Consider the following 24,461-nt stretch of genomic DNA (forward strand, 5'->3'; position numbering starts at 1 on the left):
TTCCCCTATACCCCTGCGTGCCCCCGCAACCAATACATATCAATTAAAATAAGGCGTTAGACGAAGGCGGATATCCGCCGAGGTTTCCGCTTAAGCCTGGCTCATTTCGCCGCGAACAGCCGCCGCGCCGTGTCCTCCGCCAGCGCCGCATAAGCGCCGTTCAGTGCCGGTGTGTGGGAATGGTAATCGCCGATCGCCGGCAGCAGCGAGTCGTGTGTTTCGTCCAGATATCCACGCAAAATCAGCGCCGCGGCGGCGATGTTGAAGCAAGGGTCCTCGATCAGCCGCGTTCTTGTCTCCGACTCGTTAAAGCCTGAGCGCGCCGCCAAGACGGGCACCCAGATCGTGTTCACCTGCATCACGCCGAGATCCTGCGTGCCATTCTCGTTCTGGTGCACGACGCCCACGGCACCGCCTTCGATTTTCTGAAGCACCGGCAGTACCCTTGGCGGCAGCGCCGTGGCGGCGGCCACCACCAACATGCAGTGCAGATATGGAATCATTTGCCTGCCTTGTCCTGGTTTCGCGGCTTGCTTGTCGTTATGACGATGCTATATCCGGGCGGGACACGCAGCAGAAGAGGCGGCCTTGGCTGACATAAAAAGTTCATATTATAACAGCAGATTTTTAAAACATGAGGAGCGTGAACGGGGTTTCACGTTGCTCGAATTGTTGGTCGTCATCGTCATTCTCGGTCTGCTCATCGGCCTGGTTGCCCCGGCTGTGCTGAGCCAGCTCGGTCACGCGAAAAATTCGATTTCAAAACAATCCATCGAGCGCATCGGTTCCGTGCTTGATCTCTATAAGCTCGATGTCGGCTCCTATCCCAGCACGGAGGATGGTCTTCAGGCGCTGATCACCAAGCCGGACGATGCCAATGCCTGGGCCGGCCCGTACCTTAAGGGCGGTGGTCTGCCGCGCGATCCTTGGGGCCATCCCTATCTCTACCAGTCGCCTTCCAACCGCCCGGGGCTGGATTACGATCTCTGCTCGCTGGGGCCGTCTGGCAAGCCCGGCCAGCCGGGCGATCCGGGGCTGGTCTGCAACCAATAAAACAAGAGAAGGAAGGCCGCTTTCTGCAAAAAGCGGCCACTTTCTTGCTTTTCTTCCCGTTCTAACCGCCGCCGAGCTGCATCACGCTGTAAGGATGTGGGCTGTCCGTGCCGGCCAGGCTGAACACGCCATGCCGGTGGACCATCGCCCGCCCGGGCCCCGCCTCCGCCTCGATCTCCACGGTGGGAAAGCTGCCCCGGTAGCCGTCATGCAGCGCGCCGGGGTCATTCGCCAGTTCCAGCGCCCGCCGCACCAGCGGGCTGGAGAGGGCAGGGTCCGGGTCATCGGTCTGGTACAGGCTCATATAAGGCAGCATGGCCTGCAGCAGCGCGGGCGTCATGCCCAGCACGTCCTTGAGCTCAGCGAGATCGGAAAACGCCGTCCCCGGCGGCGAAAATTTCAGCCGGGCGCGGCGATAGGTCTGCGCGCGCGCCGTCTCCGCCGCCTCGGAGAGCGGTGGGCTGCGCCAATCGATGATGGCCGCGGCCAGCCGCTTGGCCTGCGCCTCGTCCGCTCCGCAGGCTTGCAGCACCCCGGCGAGCAGGTTGGTGGAGGCGAGGTTGGGGTTGATCAGCCCGCCCAGCGTGGTCACGCGTACGCGCACGCCCTCCGGCAGATCATGCCAGCTTCCATCCGGTGCCCAATGCTGGGCGCCAGTGGCCAGCGCGTGGAACAGCGCCTCGTTGATGGCGCCGTCAGCGCGGGCGCCGGCGGACGCCGCGTCGCGCACATTGCCGGCCAACGTGATGGCGGTGCGGCCATTGGCAAGCAGGGTGGTGATCATCAGCGCCAGCAGCACCATGCTCCACAACACGATGAGCAGAGCAAAGCCACGCTCCCGGCTTGGTTTCACTGGTTCATCCGCGCCCGAAGCGTCTGGGTCGGATCGTCGGAGCCCTGGAATGGTTCGCGCTGCAGCGCGACCGGTACCAGGGCCGCATTGGGCAGTTGCTGCCGCAGGTCCCGGGTCAGGTCCAGCGCTTGGCTCTGGTCGCGGATCACATGCGGGGTGATCAGCACCAGCAGCTCTTCGCGCGTGCGGTTGTTGGTCTGGGTGCTGAGTAATGCACTGAGCAGCGGCACGTTTTTCAACCAGGGAAACCCTGAATTCTCACGTGAATCATTGTCGGAGATCAACCCGGCCAGGCCAATCGTCTGCCCGTCCTGGATGGCCACACGCGAAGTCACGTTGCGCTCGGTAAAGGTCGGCGAAGCGATGGTCGAGGAGGTCGTCGGGGTTACGCCGCTGACTTCCTGACTGATATCCATAGTCACCAGCCCGTCGCTGCCGACATGTGGCGTGACGCGCATGATCACGCCGATATCGCGGTAATTGATGGACTGGATCACTTGCGAGGTGGAGGTGAGCGTACTCTGCGATGTCTCCGAGAGATAGGGCACGCTGTCGCCCACCGTCAGGCTTGCCGCCTGTCCGTCCAGCACCATCAGTTCCGGCGAGGACAGCACCCGCACCTTGGTCACCGCCTCCAGCGCCGAGATCGCCAGCGGGGCGGCATCGTTGCCATGGCCGGAGAGCACGAAGCCGGGGAAGTTAGTCGCCAGCGCCGAACTCGCGGCATTGCTGAGCACAGCGTTGATGCCGCCCATCTTGAAGAAATATTGCGTGCCGTATTCCAGCTGCCCGGTGAGATCGACCTCGGCGATCGTCGCATCGATCCGCACTTCCAGGGGCTGGATGTCGATCTTGCTCAACATCGCCTCCACCTGGTCGTCCTCCACGGCGGTGGCATAGATCATCACTGCATTGTTCGACGTATCGGCAATGATCCGCATTTCGTCGTTGCTGTCGCTGCTGGTGTTGGCGGTCAGGGGGCCGAGCAACGCGCTGGCGCTACCGGTATTGCCGCCGCCGCTGCTGCTGGTGGCGCCGTTCCCGCTTGCCGTGTTGGCGGGCCCGCCGGCATTGGTACTGCTGTTGCCGCCGCTGTTGCTGGTACCCGTGCTGGTGGTCATGCCGGTGGTCGTGTTGCCGGCGCCGGTGTTGTTGTCGCTGTTCATCGGGCTGGTATCGGTCTGCGTCGCCGGCGGGGTTGGCTGGGCGGTGACATTGTCCGGCGTGAAGGCTTCCTGCAGCAGATAGGCCGCGTCATTGGCCTGGGTGTTGCGCAGATAAAAAACATGCCAGCTGCGGACCGTCTCTCTCTGCACGCGGTTGATCACCGCATAAATGCGCCCCGCATTGGTCAGATCTCTCTGTGCGCGGGCAATCACCAGGACGGCGCTGATCCGCTCCAGCGGCACCACCGTCACCGCCGCCGTGCCCTTGGTGCTGGCCGGCTCGCCCAGCGCGGCGGTGAAGGCGGTGGCGAAATCCTTGGCATCGCCGCTGGTCACCGGGAACAGCTCATAGGATTGCCCGGCCAGCGTATCCACATCGAAGGCCTGCACCAGTCCGGCCAAGGCCACGCGCGCCGCCGGGTCGCCCTGGATGACGATGCTGTTGCTTCCCGCATCTGCCGTCAGCGCGCCGCCCTTGGCGACATAAGGTTGCAGCACCGAAGCGAGTTGCGTGGCGTTGGCGTACTGCAGCGGTATCACCTGCGTATCCGCCGCAGCACCTGCGCCCTCGCCGGCCGGCATCACCCGGTACAGCCCGTCCGTCTGCACCAGCACGGCGCCGTTTTGCGCCAGCAGCGTCTGCAGGGTGGGCAGCACCTGGTTCAGGGTCAAAGGCACGATGGTCCGCAGTGTTGCCGTACCCTTGACGTCCGGATCGATCGTGTAGTTCGCGTGCAGAATATTGCCGAGAATCTGGGCGGCAACGGTACGAATATCGGTATCGGCGAAGTTGAAGCTGATAGCGCCCTCGCCCTCCACCGCCGTGCCGGTGCCGCCGACAGGGGAGGGGGCCGGCGTGCCGTAAGAGGCGCTGGGGCGGGGCAGGGCGCCTTGGCGGGTCACGGCGCCGCTGATCCGGGCGGCGGGCGGCATGAGTTCCCCCTGTGTCGCGGCCACAGGTGTCACCGGGGAGCCGATCAGCGAGGCCGGCGGCACCCGCTCATGGCAGGAGGCGAGGACGAGCAGGCCTAACAAGGCGGGAAGCGGGGTCTTACGCATGATCACTCGTTATCGTAGGGGCCGGCGGTAAAGCTGGAATCGAGCGGTTGCCCGGTGATTGGTGACACTGGGACAGGCGGGGGTGGCGCGGCGGCCGATGTCGCGCCTTTGGCGAATCGTGGGCGCAACGTCACCGGTCCGGCCGGCGTGAGCAGCACCACCTTATCGGCGCTGATGCTCTGCACCCTGTCGCCATCCACCAGCCCGCCAGGCTGCACCACCAGCGGCTTGTGGCCGTCAGCGGCGAAGATGGCGCTGGCCATGCTTTGCCCGATCAGGATGGCGGAGAGGCGCGGCAGCCCGTCGCCGCTGGCGGCGGCACCGGACGGGCGGCGGTCCTGATTGAACAAGGGCCGGGCCAGGATCGTCTGGATCCAGCCCCGCACATCCGGGTCAGCTGTGGCGGCGCCGCCGCGCGGGAGGGGGACGGCGGGCCGGGGGCCGCCATCGTTGCCGCCGGGCTGCAGCTCGGCCAGCAGGACCAGCCCGAGCAGCGCCGCCAGAACGGGGCGGACCCCGAGCCTGGCGGCCCAACCGGGCAGGCGCGGCCCGGTTTCGCGGCGGCGCAAGGTCGCCAAGCGCCTACCCAATCCTGTATGTCCCCTCATGACCCCCCTGCCGCGCGGAAGGCGCTGACGGTGAAGCTGGCCTGCACGGGGGGCGCACCGCCGGCATCCGGAGGGCCGGCGTTGCTCAGGCTCAACCCACCGACAATCATGCGCGGGCTGGCGGTTTCGATGGAAGCAAGGAAGCTGATCAGGGCCGGCCAGCTTGCCGTCAGGCTCACCTGCAGCCCGAGCTTGCGCAGCGGCCCCTGCGCTTGCACCGGCGCCAGGGCGGCGCTGTCCAGGCTGGTGCCGGATCGCGTGGCGAGATCCTGCAGCGCCGATTGCAGATTGGCACCGGCAATGGCGTCACTGTCGCCTTGCAGCAGCAGCGCCGGGCCGCCCTGGTCCGGACCTTGCGCGGCGACGGCGGCGCGCAAGGTCGGAATCTCACGCGCCAGGGCTTGCATGCGCACCGCCAGGACGCGCTGCTGCGCCAGCTCGTCGGCCCGTTCCTGGTACCATCCAAAAAGCGGGGCCAGCAGTGCCACCCAAAGCAACAGCAGCGCCGCTAGCCCTATGCCCAGCGCCAGAATCTGGCCGCGCCGCCCGTCCGGCAGCCTGAGGTGCAAGGGATTCATTCCTTTACCCCGACGCGCAGCGAGAACAGATCCGCCTTGCCGTCATTGGTGCGTGTGACCGGGGCCGTGAAGCTGGGATCCTGCAGCCCCGGCACGGCGGCGAGCCGCGCGATCAGCTTGGCGGCATCGGTGGATTGCCCGTCCATGGTCAGGCTGCCGGATTTCAGCGAGAGATCGGCCAGCCAGGTATCGTCCGGCAGCGCTTGGGTAAGGGCAGCGAGGATCTGCAGCGCATCGCCCTGGTGGCGCGCGGCCGCGATGGCGGCGCGCCCGGAGGCGGCTTCTTCCAGCTGCGCGCGCAGCAACTGGGCAACATGCGCCGCTGGGGCACGCTCTGCTACCAGCGCTGCCGCCTGGTTCAAGGCAATCTGCTGGCGAATGAAGGGTACGGCCAGGCAGGCCAGGGCCAGCGCCGCGCACAAGGCGGCAAGCGCGGACTGGCGGCGCGGGCGCGGCGCGCCGGCATCGAGCGGAATGCGCCCCTGGGCATGCTCGATCCAGCCCGGCGCCAGCTTCTGCCCCGCCAGCCAGTCCAGCAGCGCCGTCACCGGGGCACGCGGCGCGATGGCCAGGCGCAGGCGCAGCCGGTCCTGGGTGCGGTCCTCGCTCTGGGCGGAAACGCCCCAGAACAGCTCATCCGCGTCGAAAGGGGTCAGCCGGTCCATCTCGAAGCGCAGCACGGAACGCAAATCCCGCGCCGCGGCCAAAGGCAGGGTTAGTTCGCGCACGAGCAGGCAGCCGGGGGGCAGGCGCAGCAGCATCGGCAGCCCTGGCGGCACGGCACTCCGCTCCGGCTCGTCGAGCGTGCGCAGACATTGCTCTTGCCCGCTGCGTCGCAGCAGCAGCGCGCCGCCGGGCGCGCCGGCATGGCCCAGCCGGTCAATGGCGATGATCAGCGCATCCGACGCCTGGCCCGGTCCGATCAGGCCTTGCACCAGGGCACGCATCTGGCTGACCCACCACGCGAAAAATTCCGCGAGCATCAGCACGCGCCCGGCAGATGCCACCCCAATTTCATGTCGGCTGGTTAAACTTTTGGGTGGCGGTCGTACCGGGCTGGTCAAAATTCATGCCGGACGGTTAACCGGTCTGTTTTGCAATAAAAAATGAAGCTTTCGTGTCATCCGCTGCCTCAATTGCCTTGCGCGGTGGGGGCGGCGATCAGGTCCGGCCACGGGCGGCCGCGGCGTTCCAGATGCATGCGGACCAGCAACGGCAGGCCCTTGCCGGACCATTGGCTGCCCCAAACCGGTCCGGCACCGGGCGCGTTTTGCAGATAGCTGAAGCTCACCTCTCTCAGCCCGGTGGTCAGAATGTCGATTTGCGGCGTCGGGGCGGGGCCGAGCGGCAGGCCCGGCGGATGCGGGGTCGAGCGCAGCACCAACACGCCGTCAGGGCCGAGCTGCAAGGCCACATCCTGCAGTCCACCCACGACGCCGGCCCCCTGCGGCAGACGGGTGGTGAAGGCAAGGGAATAAGGTCCGCCTGTCATGCTGTCCGGCTGCGCCTGCTCGATCATCCTGCGCAGCGCCATATCCATGGCGGCCAGATCCTCCGGCGCCTGGATGGCGCGGCTGCCCGCGGAAATGGCTGAGACGCCATAGCGGAAGGCCTGGGCGACGCCCGCCATCACCAGCCCGAACACGACGAGCGCCACCAGCATTTCCAGCAGCGTGAGGCCCGCCTCGCCGTCTCTCATGTGCTGGGACCCAGACGTTTCGTGGTCAGCGTCACCACGCGGGTGCCGAAGCGCTCCGTCACCTGCACATCGTACAAAGTCAGCGTGCCGGTGCTGGGGCCGGCGGCGATGTGGATCTGCCAATGGAAGCCGCCGCCGTCATCGCCGCTAAGCTGCTCGGTCTGCAGCTTCACCAGGGGGCCGACCGCGGCGAGACGCGATTGCGCGCGCACCAACGCCTCCTGATAGCGCGCGGCGGTGACCGCCTCGGTCATGCCCGAAACCCCGGCCTTGTAGAGCACGATGCAGGCCAGGGCAGCGATGATGAAGGCCACCATCACCTCGAGCAGCGTGAATCCCGCCTCGTGAGCATGACGCGGCATCATTTCGTCCGGATGCTGATCTGGCCGGTCAGCCAATTGGCGCTGATCAGGCTGCGCATGCCCGGCGCCGCCAGCAGGACGGTCCCGCCGCTGGAACTGCCGTCCGGCGCGAAGATCAGCCCCTCTTTGGGAAACTGGGCGATCACGCTGAGCCAGCCGGGCAAAGCCGGCAGGGTGACACGCACCGGCCGGCCGGTGGCAATGGCCAGGCCCCGGTCCTGCCTCATCACGGCGGCAACGCGCTGCGCGGCGCGCTCGACCTCCAGCCGATGGCTGTGGGGCTGCGCGTAGCCGGTGATGAGCAGCATCATCAGGCCCATCACCACAATGGTGATCAGCATCTCCAGTAAAGTGAAGCCGCGCTCGGTGTGACTACTGGGCGACATTGTTGAGGCTGAGCATGGCCAGCATCAGCGAAGAGACGATGCCCGCCACCACAGTGCCCATGAAGATGGTGATGGCCGGCACCAGCAGCGCCACCAGGCGCTGCAAGGCGAGGCGGGTGCGCTCCTCGAACAGGTCCGCGGCGCGCAGCGAAAGCGGGCCGAGTTGTGCCGTCTCCTCGCCCAGGCGCAGCAGATGGACGAGGCGTGTGGGAAAAACCCCCGCCGCCCCGAGCGCGCGGGACATGCCCTGCCCCGTCTTCGCGCTTTCGGCGGCCGCATGCACCGCAATCTGCGCGGCCTTGTTTCCCAACAACTCCTCCACGATGCCAAGTGCGGGCAGCAGGGCGACGCCATTGATCAGCAGCATGCCCAGGGTGCGGGCGAAGCGCGTGGCAAGAATTTCCCGCGCAATGCCGCCGGTGAGCGGCAGGCGCAGCATTAGCCTGTCCCAGACCAGGCGGATGCCAGGCCGCTGAAGGGCCTGGTGCAGCCCCAGCCCGGCAGCCGCCATGGCCAGCAGCGCATAAAGCCCATAGGCTGAGACGGCATGGCCCAGTTCCAGCAGGAAGGCGGTGGAGGCGGGCAGGGCCAGCCCGTTCTCGGCAAAAAGCGGCACGAATTGCGGCAGCACCTGGGTGAGCAGCAGCACGATGGAGCCGATGGCGGCGAGCAACAAAATGGCGGGGTAGACCATGGCCGACTGCACGGTGGCGGTAAGCCTGCGGCTTCGTTCCAGCTGCTCGGCCAGCCGTTCCAGTGTCCCGGCCAGATCACCCCCCGCCTCACCCGCGCGAACCAGGCCGATAAAGAGGCGCGGAAAGCTTTTCGGCTCGCGTTGCAGGGCGGCGGCAAGAGCCACACCGTCGCGCACCGAATCACGCACCCGCCCCAGCACGGCGCCCACGCGCTTGTTAGGCGCCTCCTCGGTCATGAGCCGCAAAGCGCGGTCCATGTCCTGACCGGCGGCGAGCAGGCTGGCCAGCTCGCGCGTCGCCTCGGTCAGTTCGCCCCGGCGCAGCGCCGTCCCGCCCAGCTCCAGAGCGAGCAGCCCAACGCCGCGCCCGGCCGGGGTGATGCCGAGCACCATGGCGCCGCGCTTCTGCAACTGCGCGGCCAGCTCGGCGGCGCTGGCCGCCTCCTGCGTGCCTTTCTGCAACGTGCCGTCGGGCCCGAGAACGCGGTAAGTGAAGTCTGCCATCACTCCTCGGCCCGCACCGCGCGCAAGATTTCCTCAACCGTCGTCTCGCCGCGCGCGACCGCCTCCATGCCGGTGACAAGCATGGTCTTCATTCCAGCGGCGATGGCGGCGCGTTCGATGGCGCTCTGGTCGGCCTTGGCAAAGAGCAGGCGCTCGATTTCGGCGTCGGGCGTCAGGAATTCCGCGATGGCCTGGCGGCCGCGATAGCCGGTGTTGCGGCAGGCGGGGCAGCCATGGGGCCGGAAAATGGTCTCCGCCTGGATGTTGTAGCGGGTGCGGAATTCCGCCGGCGTTTCCAAGGGCGTTTTGCAGTCGTCGCACAAGCGGCGGACCAGCCGCTGGGCCAGCACGCCGCGCAGCACGGCGGCGATGAGGTAATCCTCCATCCCCATGTCGCGCAGCCTGGTGATGGCGGCGGCGGCGGAGTTGGTGTGCAGGGTGGAGAGCACGAGATGGCCGGTGAGCGCCGCGCGCGCGGCGATTTCCGCCGTTTCCAGATCACGGATCTCGCCGACCATGATGATGTTGGGATCCAGCCGCACGATGGAGCGCAGCAGCGTCGCGAAATCCAGCCCGATCTGCGGCTTTACCTGGATCTGGTTGATCCCCGGAAGCTGATATTCGATCGGGTCCTCGACGGTGATGATCTTCGTCTCTTCGGCGTTGAGCGAGAGCAACGCCGTATAGAGCGTGGTGGTCTTGCCCGAGCCGGTCGGGCCGGTGACGAGCAGGATGCCGTTGGGCGCGGCCAGCGCCGCCCGCAGCCGCGTGATGACCTGTTGATCGTGGCCCTGCGCCGCAAAATCGAAGGAGACGGAGGAACGGTCGAGAATGCGCATCACCACGATCTCGCCATGCAGGCTGGGCGCGGTGGCGATACGGAACACCACCTCCTGGCCGCGCACCGCGATGCGGATGCGCCCGTCCTGCGGCAGACGGCGCTCGGCAATGTCCAACTTGGCGAGGATTTTGAGGCGCGAGACGATAGCGGGCGCGAAGCGTGCCGCTTGCGTTTCGGCCTCCTGCAAATCGCCGTCATAGCGGTAACGAATCCTCACCCGGTCCTCGAAGGGCTCGATGTGAATATCGGAGGCCAGGCTCTCCACCGCGCGGCCAATGATCTGGTTGACCAGACGGATGACCGGCGCCTCGCTCGCCATGTCCTTCAGCCGCTCGGCATCATCCTCCACCACGTCTTCCTGGCCGTGTGCCGCTTGTGTTTGCTCTTCCTCGGGGTAGAGCCGGGCGAGTGCCGCCTCCAGTTCGATGGGGAGGGCGACCTCCCGCCGCAGGGGGAGCCCGGTGGCCAAGGCAACGGCGCCGGCGGTGAATTCATCTAGCGGGTCGGCCATGGCGAGGGTGAGGGTTGCGGGTGCGTCCGCCGCGTTTTCAAGTGCCAATGGCAGGCAGCGCGCAGCGCGCAGAAAACGCGGGCGCAGCCGTTCCGGCAGCACCGGTGACTCAGGGTAGCGTTCCGGCCCGGCCAAAGGCAGGTCAAGCAGCCCGGCCAAGCACTCGGCTAAAGTGCGCTCGGAGACCAGGCCGAGCCTGACCAGCGCCTGTGCAGGGCTTAAGCCCGTTTCACGTGCGACGGCACGGGCGCGCTCCAGCGCGATGGAATCGCAGACGCCCTGGAGGGCGAGATGCGCGAGCACGGTTTCCGCCAGGGCCGGGGATTCGATGGACGGGAGTTCCACGCGAAGTTCTTTCGATATCGTGATGATGACAAAATCATGTCACGTCAATTCTAGCAGTCTAATGCACTGACATTATTATAGACGATGTTAAATGTTTGCGAAGAAAAGATAAGTCATAATTGATTAACACGCAGTCCTGTTGTGATCGCCTATGAGGCAGCGCTGTCCTAACAAACACATAACATACAACGGGTGAAGAGTTATGAATTTACGTACATCTCTTATGTGCGCAACGTTCTGCGTCTCCACGCTGGCGTCCGCGTTGGCCCCCCTTGCCTCCGAGGCCGCCACCACCACCACCGGCGCCAAGGCGCCGCTGACGCCGGCGAATGTCGCGCGCTATACTGACGATCTTAAGACCGCGACGCCGATCAAGCATCTCGTCATCATCTATGGTGAGAACGTTTCGTTCGACCATTACTTCGCCACCTATCCGCACGCCACCAACCCGGAAGGCGAGCCCGGCTTCACCGCGTCCTTCCGTCCGATCGTCCTGGGCGGTGACATGCGCGAAACCGCGGTGGACAATCTGTCCAACAACCACCTGCTGACCAACAACCCGAACGACACCAACGCCGCCAACGGTGCGGGTGCTTCCAACCCGTTCCGTCTGGACCGCTCCCAGGCGGCCACCTCCGACCAGAACCACGCCTATCAGAACGAGCAGGAAGCCTATGACGCCGGCAAGATGGACCTGTTTCCCAAATACACCGGTACCGCTTCCGCCGGTGGCGTGGGCGCTTTCGGCACCACCGGCCAGGTGATGGGCTATTATGACGGCAACACCGTCACCGCGATGTGGAACTACGCCCAGAATTACGCGATGGACGACAACGCCTGGACGGACACTTACGGCCCCTCCACCCCGGGCGCGCTGGCGGTTGTCTCCGGTCAGACCAACGGCGCGGTCCCGGTGCTGGGAACCTCGTCCTCCGAGGTGCCTGACGGTCAGGGTGGCTACACGCAGGATGGCGACGTCGACCCGGCCTATGATTCCTGCTCCAGCACCAGCACCACCGTGAAAATGAGCGGCCAGAATATCGGCGATCTGCTGAATGCCGCGGATATCACCTGGGGCGGCTTCATGGGCGGCTTCGATCTGGGCCTGACCAATGCAAACGGCACCACCGGTTGCGGGCGTTCCACCGTGTCCACCACCGTGAACCAGACGGTTGCGGACTATATCCCGCACCATAACTGGTTCCAGTACTACGCCTCCACCGCCAATTACACGCATGCCCGCCCGGCGAGCATCAGCGATATCGGCTTCTCCTTCGAGGCCCGCGGCGCGGTCGACCCGGCGAACCATCAGTACGACCTGATCGATTTCGAAAACGCGCTGAGCCAAGGCAACGTCCCGGCCGTCTCCTACATCAAGATGCCGGCCTACCAGGATGCCCATGCCGGTTACTCCGACCCGCTGGACGAGCAGGTTGGCGTTGTCGGGCTGATCAACCAGATCATGAAGTCGCCCGACTGGAAGTCCACCGCCATCATCGTCACCTACGATGACTCCGACGGCTGGTACGACCATGCGTTTGTGAAGCCCACCACGTCTTCCTACGGCGCGCTGGATGCGCTGGACGGCGCCAATGTCTGCGGCTCAGGCAAAGAGCCGGATGGCCTGGACGGCAAGCCGGTGCATGGCCTCTGCGGTCCGGGCACGCGCATTCCCTTCATGGTGATCTCGCCGTTCGCCCGTCGGGACTATGTCTCTCACACCCTGATCAACCAGGCTTCTGTGGTGCGGTTCATCGAGGATAACTGGCTGCACGGCAAGCGCCTCGGCGGCGGCTCCTTCGACGCCACGTCCGGCTCGATCATGGACATGTTCAACTTCATCCACGCCGACGCTCCGGGCATGATCCTGAATCCCACCACCGGTGGGGTCAACCAGGCGGATCCACATCATTTCTTCTAAATTCTAATCCGGATTGAAGGATAGCTGCAGACGCCATGCGTATTCTGGCGAGCCTTGTTCTTATCGTGACGCTTGGCGTCTGTGCCGCCTTGGGGTGGGTTCTGCAAGGCCCCATTCCCCTGGCGGACTGGTTCTCTAACCCCGTGGCGAGTTTCCAGCTCGCCCGGGGCGAAAATCCGTCTCCTGTTCAGCTTGTCCGCCCGGTGCCGCCGGCGCAGTTTTCCATCGTTGCTGAGGTCGGCAGACAGATTTTCTTCGACACCAGCCTGTCTGGCTCCGGCAAGCTGTCTTGTGCCTCCTGCCATGACCCAGCCAACCATTACGGTCCGCCGACCGGCAGTTCCATCGTTTATGGTGGTCCCGACATGCATAGCCCCGGCGTGCGCGCGGTGCCGACCCTGACCTATTTGAGTTTCCAGAAGAATTTCTATATCGGCCCGGATCCGGCCGGGGACAGCGACGTGATGCCGGCATTGCCGCAACTGGCCAAGGCCGCCCAGAGTGCGGCCCGCACCGTGAAAACGGCGCAAAGCACGGCGCAGAGTGCCGCCAATATAGTGCCCGCCGGCGGGTTGTTCTGGGATGGCCGCGCCGACACGTTGCAGCAGCAGGCCATGGGCCCGCTGACCAGCCCCTACGAGATGGATGGCGGCAGCGCGCAGACCATCGCCGCCAAGCTGCAGGCCGCCCCCTATGCCAGCACTTTGAAGCAGCTTTTCGGCGATGGCATTTTCAGCGACCCGTCCATTGCCGTGTCCGAGGCGTTGTTCGCCGTGGCGCGCTATCAGATCGAGGATCGGGACTTCCACGCATACACCAGCAAGTATGATTACTGGCTGGAGGGCAAGGCACGCCTGAACCCGGCGGAGATGCGCGGTTATATCCTGTTCAACGATCCCGCCAAAGGTGATTGCGGCGCCTGCCATCTTGACCAGCCAACGCCTGATCACCGCCCGCCGCAATTGACCGACACCCAGTACGAGGCGCTGGGCGTGCCCCGTAATCCGGATATTCCGGCCAACCAGGATCCGCATTATTACGATCTCGGCCTATGCGGGCCGTACCGCACGGATTTGCAGACTCAAACGCAATATTGCGGCATGTTCCTGACCCCCACGCTGCGCAACACGGCCACGCGAAAGGTGTTCTTCCACAACGGCGCGTACCATACTCTGCGCGATGTGGTGGAGTTCTATAATCTGCGCGATGTCGATCCGGGCAAGATCTATCCCACCGGGCCGGATGGCAAGGTAAAAAAATTTAACGATCTGCCGAAGAAATATTGGGCCAATATCGACAATACCGATCCGCCGCTGAACCGCCGCCTGGGTGACAAACCCGCCCTCACCGATGCGGAGGTGAGTGATCTCGTTGCTTTCCTGAAAACGCTGACCGACGGGTATAAGCCTGGAGCATGATAGGGAAGGCTTTTTTTGTGAACAAAAAGAAGCAAAAAAACTTTGATTTATGCTGGGCCATGGGCGTTGGCGCTGACACAGCCTCAGGCCCAGCATAACAAAAAGTTTTTGCGCCGCTTTTTTCAAAAAGCGGCCTCTTTCTTCTCTTCCTGAATCGACCTGAAGCCATCACATTCTAAGGGCGGCTGAGTTGGAAGGATAACGGGATGTTGGCTCCACCGGGCTGGATGGTGCTGCCGGCGGCGCTGGTCATTGGCAGTTTTTTAGGCGTAGTCGTGCGCCGTCTCCCGGCGGGGCGGGCGCTCGCACTGGCACGTTCCCAATGTGAGTCTTGCGGCCATGTGCTGAGCCCGCGTGAACTGGTTCCGTTATTTAGCTTTGTGCTTCAGCGCGGGCGGTGCCTGCATTGCGAGGTACGCATCGGTTGGTTTCATCCGGCCATCGAGCTGGCGTCACTGGCGGTTGCTTTGGCGGCCTTCACACTGGCGCCGGGCGGGTGGGTGTTGTGGGCGGATGCCGCGCTCGGCTGGGCGCTGCTGACCGCTGCATGGATTGATATCGAGCGTTACCGGCTGCCAGATGTGATCACTTTGCCATTGCTGCTGGCCGGACTGGTGGTGACCTGGATGCGCGCGCCGTGGATGATCTATGACCATGCGCTGGCGGCCGCCCTTGGCTATGCCGTGTTTCGGCTGCTGGATACGCTGTATTGGCGTTTGCGCGGCCGCCATGGGCTGGGGCAGGGGGACGCCAAGCTGCTGGCTGCCGCCGGGGCCTGGACGGGATTGGCGGCCGTCCCAACGATCGTGCTGGCGGCTGGGCTGCTGGGGCTGGGGATGGCGCTGCCCCTGGCGGCGCGGCGCGGCCAGGGCGGGCAGACCATGATCCCCTTCGGCCCAGCTTTGGCGCTGGCCTGTTTCGGCATGGTGCTGCTGGGTAGCTGAGACTTAATGCCGCCCGCCGCAGTCCTCGTGTCCATGCTCGTTGCGCCTTCCAGGGGCTGCGGAGGCGCCTGGATCGATCGACGTTCCGCTCTCGCCCCGCGTCGGGAAGCAAAATCGATTCAGGCTCCGCTCATCACGCTCTAAAGGCCGCCCATGCCGCATAAGCAGGGGCGAGGCCGCGCCCTGCGGCGATTTTTGGTTCGCTGACGGGTTGTCGAACGGTCGCGGAAAGGCGATGAAGAGCCCGTCAACCTACCCAAGCTGAGTTCTCTTGTGTGAAGCCTGCCTTATTCGCCTATCATCGGCCGCAGACGGTCGCCGCCGCGCTCGCTTTGCTGGCTGAGTTCGACGACGCGAAACTCCTGGCGGGCGGGCAGAGCCTGGGCCCGATGCTCAATTTGCGCGTGGCGCGGCCGGCGCATGTGATCGATCTTAACGATTTGCTGGAACTCGACTTTGTACGGCGCCAGCCGGGCCTGCTCGAGATCGGCAGCCTGACGCGGCATCATCGCCTGGCGACGGATGCGGAGGTGGCGGCCGCTTGTCCGATCCTCGCAGCGGCGGCCGCCAGCATCGGCCATTACGCGATTCGCCAGCGCGGCACGCTCGGCGGCAGTCTCGCCCATGCCGACCCGGCGGCGCAGCTGCCGCTGATCGCGACGCTCCTGAATGCGGAGATTGTGGTGGCTGGCCGCACCGGCACGCGCATGGTCCGGGCGCGGGAATTTTTTGTCTCCAGCCTGGTCACTTCGGTCCAACCGGAGGAGATGATCGTTGCCGTCCGTTTTCCCGCTTTCCGTCCCTCCCAGGGCTGGGGGCTGGAAATTTTCAGCCAGCGGCATGGCGATTTCGCCATTGTCTCCGTCGCCGCGACCGTCACCTGTGCCCCGACCGGAAAGGTCGCGGAGCTGGACGTGGCGCTGGGCGGCATCGGCGCCACGCCGCTCTCGCTGCATGCGCGGCTGGCCCCGTTCCGCGGCCGCGTGCCGGATGCGGACTGGAGTGCCGAGCTGGGCTCGGTCGCCGCGTCGGCCGTCGCGCTGGAGGATGACGCGCGCATCCCGGCCGCCTATCGCCGTGAACTGGCCATGACGCTGACACAGCGCGCCCTTATGGCGGCGGTCGAGCGGGGGGAGGAGCGGAACAATGGTTGAACGGATGCTGATCACCCTTTCCGTGAACGGTGTGGCGCACGAACTCGCCGTGCCGCCGCGCCGCCTGCTGTCCGACGTGCTGCGCGAGGATCTTGGCCTCACCGGCACTCATGTCGGTTGCGAGCACGGCGTGTGCGGCGCCTGTACCGTGCTGATCGACGACCGGCCGGCGCGGGCCTGCCTGACCTTCGCGGTGCAGATGGAAGGGCACGAGGTCACCACCATCGAAGCGGTGGCGCGCGACGGTGCCCTGACCCCGCTGCAGCAGGCGCTGCATGAGGAGCACGGGCTGCAATGCGGCTTCTGTACGCCGGGCATCGTCATGACGTTCGAAGCCTTCCTGCGGGACAATCCGAACCCGAGCGAGGCGGAAATCCGCGACGTGCTCTCCGGCAATATCTGCCGCTGTACCGGCTACCAGAATATTGTGGCCGCGGTGGGCAAGGCCGCCGCCGTGATGCGCGGGGAGGGGACGTGATGCCGGATACACCCTTCACGCAGATCGGCCGGGCCCTGCCGCGCCGTGAGGACCGGAAATTTTTGACCGGAGCCGGCCGCTACCTCGACGACATCGCGATCCCGCAGGCTTTGCACGCCACCTTCCTGCGCTCGCCGCACGCCCATGCGCGCATTCTCAACATCGACAGTGCCGCCGCCGCCGCCATGAAGGGGGTGGCCGCCATCGTCACCGGGCGCGACATCGCGCAATGGGCGAGCGTGCTGCAGATGGCACCGCCCATCGAGGGGCTGCAGCCGACAATGATGGAACCGTTCCCGACGGGGAAGGTGCGGTTCCAGGGGGATCTGGTCGCCTGCGTCCTCGCCACCGACCGCTATCTCGCCGAGGATGCCGCCGAGGCGATCGAGGTCGAGTATGAGGTGCTGCCCGCCGTGGTGGATATGGATGCGGCCCTCGCGCCGGACGCGCCACGCGTGGACGAAACCCTGCCCGGCAATCTCCTCTCCGAGCAGCATTTTGCCAGCGGCGATGTCGCGGCGCGCTTCAGGGGCGCGCATGCCGTCGTCACCGCCTGCTTCTCGCAAGCTCGGCAAGCGCAATTGCCGCTGGAGACGCGCGGCTGCGCGGCGGTGTGGGATGAGGGGTGCCAGCATCTGACCTTTCACACCGGCAACCAGGTGCCGCATCCGCTGCGCACGGCGCTGGCGCGGCGGCTTGGCCTGTCGGAATCGCAGATCACCGTGATCTGCCCGGATATCGGCGGCGGGTTCGGCCAGAAAATCGCATTGTACCGTGAGGAGCTGGCGGTCGCGGCTTTGGCCCGCCAGCTCAAGCGCCCGGTGCGCTGGCGCGAGGACCGGCTGGAAAATCTGCAGGCCGCCTGCCATGCCCGAGAGCAGCGCTGCGAGACCCGCGCCGCCGTGGCCGCCGATGGCCGCATCCTTGCCCTGGAACTGTCCATGACGGAGGATTTCGGCGCGTACTGCTTCTTTCCCGGCAATTATATCGCCCGGGTGGTCGCGCTCATTCTCACCGGCCCGTACCGCATCGCCGATTACGCATATCGGGTGCGCGTGGCGCTCACCAATAAATGCGGCGCCGGACCGATGCGCGCGCCGATGGCGATGGCGAGCTGGGTGATGGATGGCACGATGGACGAGATCGCCCGGCAGCTCGGCCTGGACCCGCTTTCGGTGCGCCGCGTGAACATGCTCACACCGGCCGAGCTACCTTATACGATGCCGACCGGCGAGCTACTGGAGGATGTTACCCCGGCCGAGACGCTGGAGGCCGTGGTTGCTTCCGTCGGCTATGAGGATTTCCGCCGCCGCCAGGCTGAGGCGCGGAAGCAGAACCGTTATCTCGGGTTTGGCCTGTGCACCGTGGTCGAGCCGACCACTTACGGTTCGCGCTTCTATAAGGCTGCCGGGATTCAGGGGTCTGGGCACGAAGCTGCCTGGATACGGATTGAGCCGACCGGCACGGTGCGCGCCTCGGTCGGGCTGATGGCGACAGGGCAGGGCTATGAGAGTTCGTTGCCGATGGCCGTGGCGGAAGGGCTGGGTGTGGACGTTGCGGGCGTGCGCCTGGATCTCGGCAATACTGATGTCGCACCCTACGGCATGGGCAGCCGCGGCGCGCGCGGCGCCACGGCGGGCGGCGGCGCGCTTTATCTCTGTGCGCGCAAGGCGCAGGAGAAGGTGCTGGCCATCGCCGCTCATATGCTGCAGCTGAACAGCGCCGGCGATTTGCGGCTGCACGAAGGAACGGTCGAGCGGCTGATCGGCGGCGCCTGGATGGGCACCGGCATCGCGCTGACCGATATCGCCAGGGTCGCCTATCTCGACCCGCTGGCACTGCCGCCGGGGATGGAGCCGGGGCTCGACGTCTCGCACGCTTACGACCCGCCGCCGATGACCTATTCCAATTCCAGCCATGCCTGCGAGGTCGAGCTCGACGTGCAGACCGGCTGCGTCAGAATCTTGCGCTATGTGGTCGCTGAGGATTGCGGCACCGTGTTGAACCCCGTGGTGGTGCGCGGCCAGCAGCAGGGCGCGGTGGCCATGGGGCTGAGCGGCGCGCTGTTCGAGCATGTGTTTTACGACGAAACCGGGCAGAATCTCAGCAGCACGCTTGCCGATTATCGGGTGGCCTCCGCCTGCGAGATACCCAATTTCGAGATCCTGCCGATGCACACGCCGAACAAGCGCACGCCGGCCGGGATCAAAGGCATGGCCGAAGGCGGCGTGATGGGCGCGATCGGCGCGGTGACCAATGCCGTGAACGACGCGCTCGCGCCGTTCGGCGTTACGGCCACGCATCAGCCTTTGACCCCTCCCACCCTTCGCGGCCTGCTGCGCGACCGGATCTGACACAAGGACATCGAGAACATGAAGGATTTTCCCGCAATCAAGACGGTCGGCTTCATCGGGCTTGGGATCATGGGCCGGAGCATGGCCGGGCATATTCAGGCCGGTGGCTACCAGCTGCATGTGCATAACCGCAGCCGCGCCAAGGCCGACGATCTGGTCGCAAAGGGCGCCGTCTGGCACGACAAACCAGGCGAGATCGCTTCCGTGTGCGATGTCGTGATCACCATTGTCGGCTTCCCGCAGGATGTGGAAAACATCTATCTGGCGCCGGATGGACTCGTCGCCCAGGCCAAGCCCGGCACGGTGCTGATCGACATGACCACCTCCAGCCCTTCGCTCGCGCAGCGCATTGCCGCCGCCGGTGCCGCGAAGGGCGTTGCCGTGCTCGATGCGCCGGTTTCCGGCGGTGATGTCGGCGCGCGCAACGCCAAGCTCTCGATCATGGTGGGTGGTGACGCGGCGGCGGTCGAGCATGTTCGCCCGGTGCTGACGCGGATGGGCGAGAACGTGGTGCGCCAGGGCGAGGCGGGAGCCGGGCAACACACCAAGATGGCGAACCAGATCACCATCGCCTCGAACATGATGGCCGTGTGCGAGAGCCTGGCCTATGCCAAGCAGGCCGGGCTGGACCCGCGCCAGGTGTTGAAATCGATCGGCGCCGGGGCGGCTGCCAGCTTCGCGCTGAACAATCTCGGACCGCGCATGCTCGACGGCGATTTTGCTCCGGGCTTCTATGTCCGCCATTTCATCAAGGATATGGGCATCGCTTTGGCCGAGGCAGAGCGCATGAAGTTGGCGCTGCCGGGCCTCACCCAGGCCAAGGCGCTCTACGACAAGCTCGCGGCGGCCGGCCATGAGGATGAAGGCACGCAGGCGCTGTTCCGCCTTTACGCCGCATGAACATCGACGGGGAATATCGGATTCCGGCCCCGCCGCAGCGCGTCTGGGACGGGTTGAACGACCCTGCCGTGCTGCAAGCGAGCCTGCCGGGCTGCCGGGCGCTGGAACAGACCGGCGCCAATGAGTTCACCGCCACGGTGATCGCGAAAATCGGCCCGGTTGCGGCGACGTTCAAAGGCAAGGTCGAGCTCTCCGATCTCGACCCGCCGTATGGCTATACCTTGTCCGGGCGCGGGCAGGGTGGCCCGGCGGGTTTTGCCAAAGGCAGCGCGCAGGTGCGGCTGACGCCGGACGGCGACGGTACGATTCTCCGCTACAGCGCCACGGTGGAAATCGGCGGCAAGCTTGCCAGCGTCGGCAGCCGCTTGATCGGCGGCGTCGCCACCAAGCTCGCCGGCGAATTCTTCGAGAGTTTCGGCCGCACGATCACGGGCGGCGCGGCGCCGGCGGAAGTGGCACCAATCGCACCGCCCGCCGTGGCGAAGCCGGCGTCAGTGGCGCCGGTGCCTGTGTCAGTGCCGGTATCGGCGGCCGGGTATCTGCCGCTGCTGGATCGCTGTGCCTGGCTGGTGGCAGGCATCGGCATCGGCATCGTCGCCACTTTGGCGGCGCTTGGGCAACTTTGAAGTGGGCCGTGCTTGCTTCGGCGCCACAGGCCCAGCTTTAAAGAAGTTTTTGCGCCGCTTTTGATCGAAAAAGCGGCTGCTTTCTTTCCTTCACCTGCCGGAAACAATAAATCCCAACACGCCATAAAATAGAAAGAAGAGGCTGCTTTTTCTGCGGGTGTGGGGTGAGCCGAACGAGAGAACCCGGTGAGATAAAGAAAACGCTCCTTTTGCCTGCAGATGCACATGTGGCGCTGCAGCGCGCGGCGGTGCTGGAGAGGGGCTTCTTCACTCCTGCTTTGTTCATTCAAAGTTGCCCAAAGCGGCCGCCACCGGCCGACCCATAAAATACCTCGGTATAGTACCCTCTCCGCCAGATGCCGTGCGCCACTCGATTTAGGATCACTGTTGTCGTGGGACGCACTCAGCTCCCGGCCTTGCCGGCAGGCGCGGAAGCTACCGACGGTTCGCCTCGCAACGCGATCGAGCGCCATTGGGTAACGAGCACGCCAGCGACGCAGATGGCTGCGCCGGCGATGAGGGCCGGGGTCAGGCGCTCGCGCAGAAGGGCAACCGCCGCAGCGACAGCAAAGGCCGTTTGCAGCAGGGCGAACGGTGCCACACGCGCCACGGAGCACTTGGCGATCAACCAGAACCATAAGCCGAAGCCGGCGATCCCACCAAGAAGGACTGTGTAGGCGAACGCCAACCAGGCTTCAAAACCGGCGGTCCCGAGCGAGGCCATTTGTCCTCGTTCAAATATGGCGGATGCAGCGAGAACCTGTGGCACGGTAAAAAACGACATCCACGCCATGAGCTTCATGGGCTCGAATGGACCGTAACGCTTGGTGAGCACGTTTCCGGTTGCCAGCGCAAGTCCCGATCCGACAACAAGAAGTGTCGGCACGACCGGCACCGAGACATCGGGGTCGGCGACCGTCAGAACCACGCCGCACAGCGCCATGACGACGCCGATGATCGCCCGCATCGATGGTCGCTCACCGAGCAAGGGCCATGCGAGCAGCAGCGTGAAGGGCGTCCAGAGCTGATTGGCGACGCCGGTGACGCTCGCTCGTCCATGCGCGAGACCGACGAAGACCAGACCGAAATTCAGACCGCCGATGAAGATCGAAATGAGCATGAAGGGACCGAGTTCGCGTTTTGTCGGCAATCCCACGAATGGAATGAGAATCATCGAAACAACGATGAAGCGGAGGCCGACAAAGAACAGTGGCGGGAACGCCGCCAGTCCGGTTTTGATGACAACATATTGAACACCCCACAGCAGGGGGACTAACACCGCGCAAGCGATCTGAATCGGTGACATAAAGTTTCCTTCGCGACCAATCGATCCATAAATAGTCATGCTTTTGTCAGCAGCAGCGCCGTCAGTTCCGCCGGTCGGTCGAGCATGATCCCGTGGCCGCACGGCACCGTATGGACGTCCCACTGCGGATGATTCTTCAGCCGGGCATGTGTTGAGACGAACCAATCCCCACCGTTCGCGGTCGCGAACAGGTAGGTGCGATTGGCGACGGGCGCAGAATTCACGCCCGCCCGGACCCCCTGGACGAAAGTCGCCAGCGGCTGCGGAACCGACATTGAATCGACCCAGGCGGCATCCGCTTCATTTACGTTGAACACGGCGGCCGGAATGGGTGGAATCATACCACCGTGCCGGTTCGCCTGGTCGAGGAAAGCGAGGGCGGTTTCGGCGCCCGTGATGTCGATGAGAGATTGACCGTCATCAGGGGCATAAGCATCGATGTAAACGAGCGAGCGGATACGCTCGCCGATTTCATGAGCGACGCCGGTGATGACCATCCCCCCATAGGAGTGGCCGCACAGGATCGCATCGGTGATGTCTTCATATTTGAAGACGTTGACGATGTCTTGAATGTGCGTGTCCAGGTTGATCGCACGATCGGCCAGGTGGGAGCGTTCTCCGAGCCCGGTCAATGTCGGCGTATAGATCTCATGCCCGGCCTTACGAAGCATGCGGGCAACTCGTGCGTAAACCCAGCCACCCTGGAAAGCGCCATGGACCAGAACGAATTTCGCCATTTCTATTTTGCCTTTTTGAGAAGAAGAACGGAGCAGGAGCCGTGAGCGGGCGGCTTGGGTCGGAGGCAGGCGCCTATTTTCACGACCATTTGGTCTATAAATCGACGTGCATGAGCAATGGTCTCCTCATGCGATGATCTACCTCGCGAAGCTGTCGAGCAGCGTATCGGCGGCGGCCTGTGATGCAGCCCGGTTCGGACCTGTCTTGCCGACGACACGCAATCCCTCGAGCAGGCAGAGCAGCATATGGGCCACGTTCGCGGGCTCAACGCCGGCGGCCAGTTCGCCCGCTCTCTGTGCACGCACAAGAGCCGCGGTGAGCCGCGTCTCCATTCCCTTGAAGAATCGCCTGATACGTCGCTCGACCTCGGCGTCATGGGCGGCCAGTTCCATCGCGGTCGCCACGACCAGACATCCGCGTTTGCCGTTGGCGCCACTCGTGCGCTCGACATACCCCGCCACGCAGGTCCGCAGACCCGCCAGCGCAGATTCGCGCCGATCGAGTTCGGCGTCGAGACGCGCTAACGCCTCGTCGATATAACGGTCGAGGGCGCGCAGAAACAGCCCGTGCTTGTCTCCAAACGCAGCGTAGAGGCTGCCGCGCGAGAGCCTGGTTGCCTGAAGCAGGTCTGGAAGCGAAGTGCCGTGATAACCAGACGTCCAGAAAACCTCCATGGCGCGCTCGACGGCGACATCCGTGTCGAATTCCCTCGGACGGCCACGCGGCGCCGGGAGCGGTGGTTGCGGTGTCATTGCGCATATATAGACTGATTGGTTGTCATATGCAATCGGCCGATCGGCATTCGCCGTCAGATCAAAATATCTGAAATTTCTGCGATGGTCTCGCGCAGCCGCGAAGAGTCCGCCTTGGCATTACATCGCGCCGGGCAAGCCGCAGCAGAACGGCTTCGTCGAAAGCCTCCGAAACACGGCGTGCTTCATCCTTGCCGGTTGGAGCGCAAGGCCGTTACGGTGAAACCGGTCGTCCGTTCATTTTTGCCGCCCCGCGGGTTGATTGCCTCCTTTAGGGCACATCCGCGCGTAGCGAGCTGGTGGCGCGCCCGCATGGCGCGCGAAGGCGACACTGAAGGTGCTGGCCGAACTGTAGCCCACGCGTTTGGCAACCTGATCTATGCCAAGGTCGTGCTCGCACAGCAATCGCTTCGCCAGCGCCATCCGCCAAGCCAGCAGATATTCCATCGGCGACAGGCCCACAGTGCGGCCGAAACGTACAAAGAAGGCCGAGCGCGACAGAGCTGCTTCGGCAGCCAGTTCTGCTACGGTCCAGGGATATTCGGGCCGCGCATGGAGGGCGCCCAGCGCGGCCGCCAAGCGATCGTCGGCAAGGCCACGGGCCAAGCCCGGCACAGACGTGGTCTCCGCGCCTCCGCACCGCAACGCTTCAATCAGCAGCACCTCCAGCAGCCGCTCGAGCACGAGTTCACGCGCCGGACGCCGCGCGCGGGTTTCGTCGCCGACCAGCTGCATGAGGATCGCGAGCCGGGGTTCGCGCGCGAGAACCACCTGCGGCAGGAGCGGTACGAGCAGTGCCGCATCGGGCGAACCAAAGCTGCAGTGACCGATCCACATCCGGAGTTCGGCGAGCCCGTCTTCGCTGCCGACACGAAAGCAGCCCTCACGGACCTCGATCGGTCTCGTCGTCACGCCGGCTGGTGGCGCGTTCAGGCTTTCGTTGATGAGGTCGTGCATGGCTGGCACCAGCACGAAATCGCCGGCCTGCAGCGTCATGGATGGTTGCCCGTTGACCGAAACCCGGCAGCGCCCCTCCAGCACCGCACAGTAGAATGGCTCGGCGGTCGTTTCGCGATGGATCCTCCAGGAGCCGGCGCACTCCACCAGCTTGGAGAAACGCGCGGTTGGCTCGAGCAGCATTACAATCTCGGCGAGCGGATCAACGGTCATTGCAGGACTTCCGCCAAAGAATTACGTATTCTGAGCGATAC

At 64.9% G+C, this 24,461-nt stretch carries 24 protein-coding genes and 1 pseudogene; 10 read left to right on the forward strand and 15 right to left on the reverse strand.

Translation table 11 applies throughout. The annotated features are described in order from the left end of the window. Nucleotides 1–101 precede the first annotated feature (101 nt). Nucleotides 102–503, reverse strand: a complete 402-nt coding sequence (locus VNC39_RS00920; protein ID WP_325395253.1) for a lytic transglycosylase domain-containing protein — start codon at nt 501–503, stop codon at nt 102–104. Between the two features lie 85 nt (nt 504–588). On the opposite strand from VNC39_RS00920, the gene gspG reads away from it, so the two are divergent. Next, nucleotides 589–1,053: a type II secretion system major pseudopilin GspG gene (gene gspG / locus VNC39_RS00925; protein ID WP_325395255.1), complete on the forward strand. Its 465-nt coding sequence runs from the start codon at nt 589–591 to the stop codon at nt 1,051–1,053. 61 nt (nt 1,054–1,114) lie between these two features. Here the strand turns inward: gspG and VNC39_RS00930 are convergent, their stop codons facing one another. The 10 genes from VNC39_RS00930 to VNC39_RS00975 all read right to left on the reverse strand — a co-directional run bounded on the left by VNC39_RS00930 (nt 1,115) and on the right by VNC39_RS00975 (nt 10,659). After that, nucleotides 1,115–1,906, reverse strand: coding sequence for a general secretion pathway protein GspK (locus VNC39_RS00930; protein WP_325395257.1), 792 nt, complete (start codon nt 1,904–1,906; stop codon nt 1,115–1,117). Then, nucleotides 1,903–4,131 carry a type II secretion system secretin GspD gene (gene gspD, locus VNC39_RS00935; protein WP_325395259.1) on the reverse strand — a complete coding sequence of 743 codons (2,229 nt, stop codon included), beginning with the start codon at nt 4,129–4,131 and terminating at the stop codon, nt 1,903–1,905. The genes VNC39_RS00930 and gspD overlap by 4 nt, the downstream gene beginning before the upstream one ends. A 2-nt stretch (nt 4,132–4,133) precedes the next feature. Next, nucleotides 4,134–4,709 (reverse strand): hypothetical protein, encoded by a 576-nt coding sequence (locus VNC39_RS00940; protein ID WP_325395261.1) that lies wholly within the window; start codon nt 4,707–4,709, stop codon nt 4,134–4,136. A gap of 26 nt (nt 4,710–4,735) precedes the next feature. Beyond that, a complete protein-coding gene (gene gspM / locus VNC39_RS00945; protein ID WP_325395263.1) occupies nt 4,736–5,317 on the reverse strand; it encodes a type II secretion system protein GspM in 582 nt (193 codons plus the stop codon). Further along, nucleotides 5,314–6,324, reverse strand: coding sequence for a PilN domain-containing protein (locus VNC39_RS00950; RefSeq protein ID WP_325395265.1), 1,011 nt, complete (start codon nt 6,322–6,324; stop codon nt 5,314–5,316). Before VNC39_RS00950 ends, gspM begins: the two co-directional genes overlap by 4 nt. 125 nt (nt 6,325–6,449) lie before the next feature. Then, a complete protein-coding gene (locus VNC39_RS00955) occupies nt 6,450–7,016 on the reverse strand; it encodes a prepilin-type N-terminal cleavage/methylation domain-containing protein (RefSeq protein ID WP_325395267.1) in 567 nt (188 codons plus the stop codon). Then, nucleotides 7,013–7,378, reverse strand: coding sequence for a type IV pilus modification PilV family protein (locus tag VNC39_RS00960; RefSeq protein WP_325395269.1), 366 nt, complete (start codon nt 7,376–7,378; stop codon nt 7,013–7,015). Before VNC39_RS00960 ends, VNC39_RS00955 begins: the two co-directional genes overlap by 4 nt. Further along, a complete protein-coding gene (locus VNC39_RS00965) occupies nt 7,378–7,764 on the reverse strand; it encodes a prepilin-type N-terminal cleavage/methylation domain-containing protein (RefSeq protein WP_325395270.1) in 387 nt (128 codons plus the stop codon). The genes VNC39_RS00960 and VNC39_RS00965 overlap by 1 nt, the downstream gene beginning before the upstream one ends. Further along, the gene (locus tag VNC39_RS00970) at nt 7,751–8,962 is read right to left on the reverse strand and encodes a type II secretion system F family protein (protein WP_325395272.1); all 1,212 of its coding nucleotides are present in this window, start codon (nt 8,960–8,962) and stop codon (nt 7,751–7,753) included. Before VNC39_RS00970 ends, VNC39_RS00965 begins: the two co-directional genes overlap by 14 nt. Continuing rightward, nucleotides 8,962–10,659 carry a GspE/PulE family protein gene (locus VNC39_RS00975; RefSeq protein WP_325395274.1) on the reverse strand — a complete coding sequence of 566 codons (1,698 nt, stop codon included), beginning with the start codon at nt 10,657–10,659 and terminating at the stop codon, nt 8,962–8,964. The genes VNC39_RS00970 and VNC39_RS00975 overlap by 1 nt, the downstream gene beginning before the upstream one ends. Nucleotides 10,660–10,861: 202 nt before the next feature. On the opposite strand from VNC39_RS00975, the gene VNC39_RS00980 reads away from it, so the two are divergent. The 8 genes from VNC39_RS00980 (at nt 10,862) to VNC39_RS01015 (ending at nt 20,454) form a co-directional block, all read left to right on the forward strand. Next, nucleotides 10,862–12,580, forward strand: a complete 1,719-nt coding sequence (locus VNC39_RS00980) for a phospholipase C (RefSeq protein WP_325395276.1) — start codon at nt 10,862–10,864, stop codon at nt 12,578–12,580. Between the two features lie 35 nt (nt 12,581–12,615). After that, nucleotides 12,616–13,998, forward strand: coding sequence for a cytochrome-c peroxidase (locus VNC39_RS00985; RefSeq protein ID WP_325395278.1), 1,383 nt, complete (start codon nt 12,616–12,618; stop codon nt 13,996–13,998). A gap of 206 nt (nt 13,999–14,204) precedes the next feature. After that, a complete protein-coding gene (locus VNC39_RS00990) occupies nt 14,205–14,942 on the forward strand; it encodes a prepilin peptidase (protein ID WP_325395280.1) in 738 nt (245 codons plus the stop codon). Nucleotides 14,943–15,217: 275 nt separating this feature from the next. After that, nucleotides 15,218–16,096: an FAD binding domain-containing protein gene (locus VNC39_RS00995; RefSeq protein ID WP_325395282.1), complete on the forward strand. Its 879-nt coding sequence runs from the start codon at nt 15,218–15,220 to the stop codon at nt 16,094–16,096. Further along, entirely contained in the window at nt 16,089–16,574 is a 486-nt protein-coding gene (locus VNC39_RS01000; RefSeq protein ID WP_325395284.1) for a (2Fe-2S)-binding protein, read from the forward strand. The genes VNC39_RS00995 and VNC39_RS01000 overlap by 8 nt, the downstream gene beginning before the upstream one ends. Then, nucleotides 16,574–18,928, forward strand: a complete 2,355-nt coding sequence (locus tag VNC39_RS01005; protein WP_325395286.1) for a xanthine dehydrogenase family protein molybdopterin-binding subunit — start codon at nt 16,574–16,576, stop codon at nt 18,926–18,928. The genes VNC39_RS01000 and VNC39_RS01005 overlap by 1 nt, the downstream gene beginning before the upstream one ends. Nucleotides 18,929–18,946: 18 nt before the next feature. Further along, nucleotides 18,947–19,828, forward strand: coding sequence for an NAD(P)-dependent oxidoreductase (locus tag VNC39_RS01010; protein WP_325395288.1), 882 nt, complete (start codon nt 18,947–18,949; stop codon nt 19,826–19,828). Beyond that, nucleotides 19,825–20,454 carry an SRPBCC family protein gene (locus VNC39_RS01015; RefSeq protein ID WP_325395290.1) on the forward strand — a complete coding sequence of 210 codons (630 nt, stop codon included), beginning with the start codon at nt 19,825–19,827 and terminating at the stop codon, nt 20,452–20,454. Before VNC39_RS01010 ends, VNC39_RS01015 begins: the two co-directional genes overlap by 4 nt. 403 nt (nt 20,455–20,857) lie before the next feature. Here the strand turns inward: VNC39_RS01015 and VNC39_RS01020 are convergent, their stop codons facing one another. From VNC39_RS01020 to VNC39_RS01030, 3 genes are all read right to left on the reverse strand, one after another. Further along, complete coding sequence (locus VNC39_RS01020; RefSeq protein ID WP_325395292.1) at nt 20,858–21,760, reverse strand: DMT family transporter; 903 nt, start codon at nt 21,758–21,760, stop codon at nt 20,858–20,860. A 35-nt stretch (nt 21,761–21,795) separates the two neighbouring features. Beyond that, nucleotides 21,796–22,497: an alpha/beta fold hydrolase gene (locus tag VNC39_RS01025; protein WP_325395294.1), complete on the reverse strand. Its 702-nt coding sequence runs from the start codon at nt 22,495–22,497 to the stop codon at nt 21,796–21,798. Between the two features lie 138 nt (nt 22,498–22,635). Further along, nucleotides 22,636–23,172 (reverse strand): TetR/AcrR family transcriptional regulator, encoded by a 537-nt coding sequence (locus VNC39_RS01030; protein WP_325395296.1) that lies wholly within the window; start codon nt 23,170–23,172, stop codon nt 22,636–22,638. 157 nt (nt 23,173–23,329) lie between these two features. Between VNC39_RS01030 and VNC39_RS17395 the strand changes: the two are divergent. After that, a pseudogene (locus tag VNC39_RS17395) lies at nt 23,330–23,428 on the forward strand (integrase core domain-containing protein); the annotation flags it as partial. 59 nt (nt 23,429–23,487) lie between these two features. On the opposite strand, the gene VNC39_RS01035 reads toward VNC39_RS17395, so the two are convergent. After that, complete coding sequence (locus VNC39_RS01035) at nt 23,488–24,420, reverse strand: AraC family transcriptional regulator (RefSeq protein ID WP_325395298.1); 933 nt, start codon at nt 24,418–24,420, stop codon at nt 23,488–23,490. Between the last annotated feature and the right edge of the window lie 41 nt (nt 24,421–24,461).

The sequence above is a fragment of the Acidocella sp. genome (assembly GCF_035535915.1).
Classification (GTDB): Bacteria; Pseudomonadota; Alphaproteobacteria; order Acetobacterales; family Acetobacteraceae; genus Acidocella.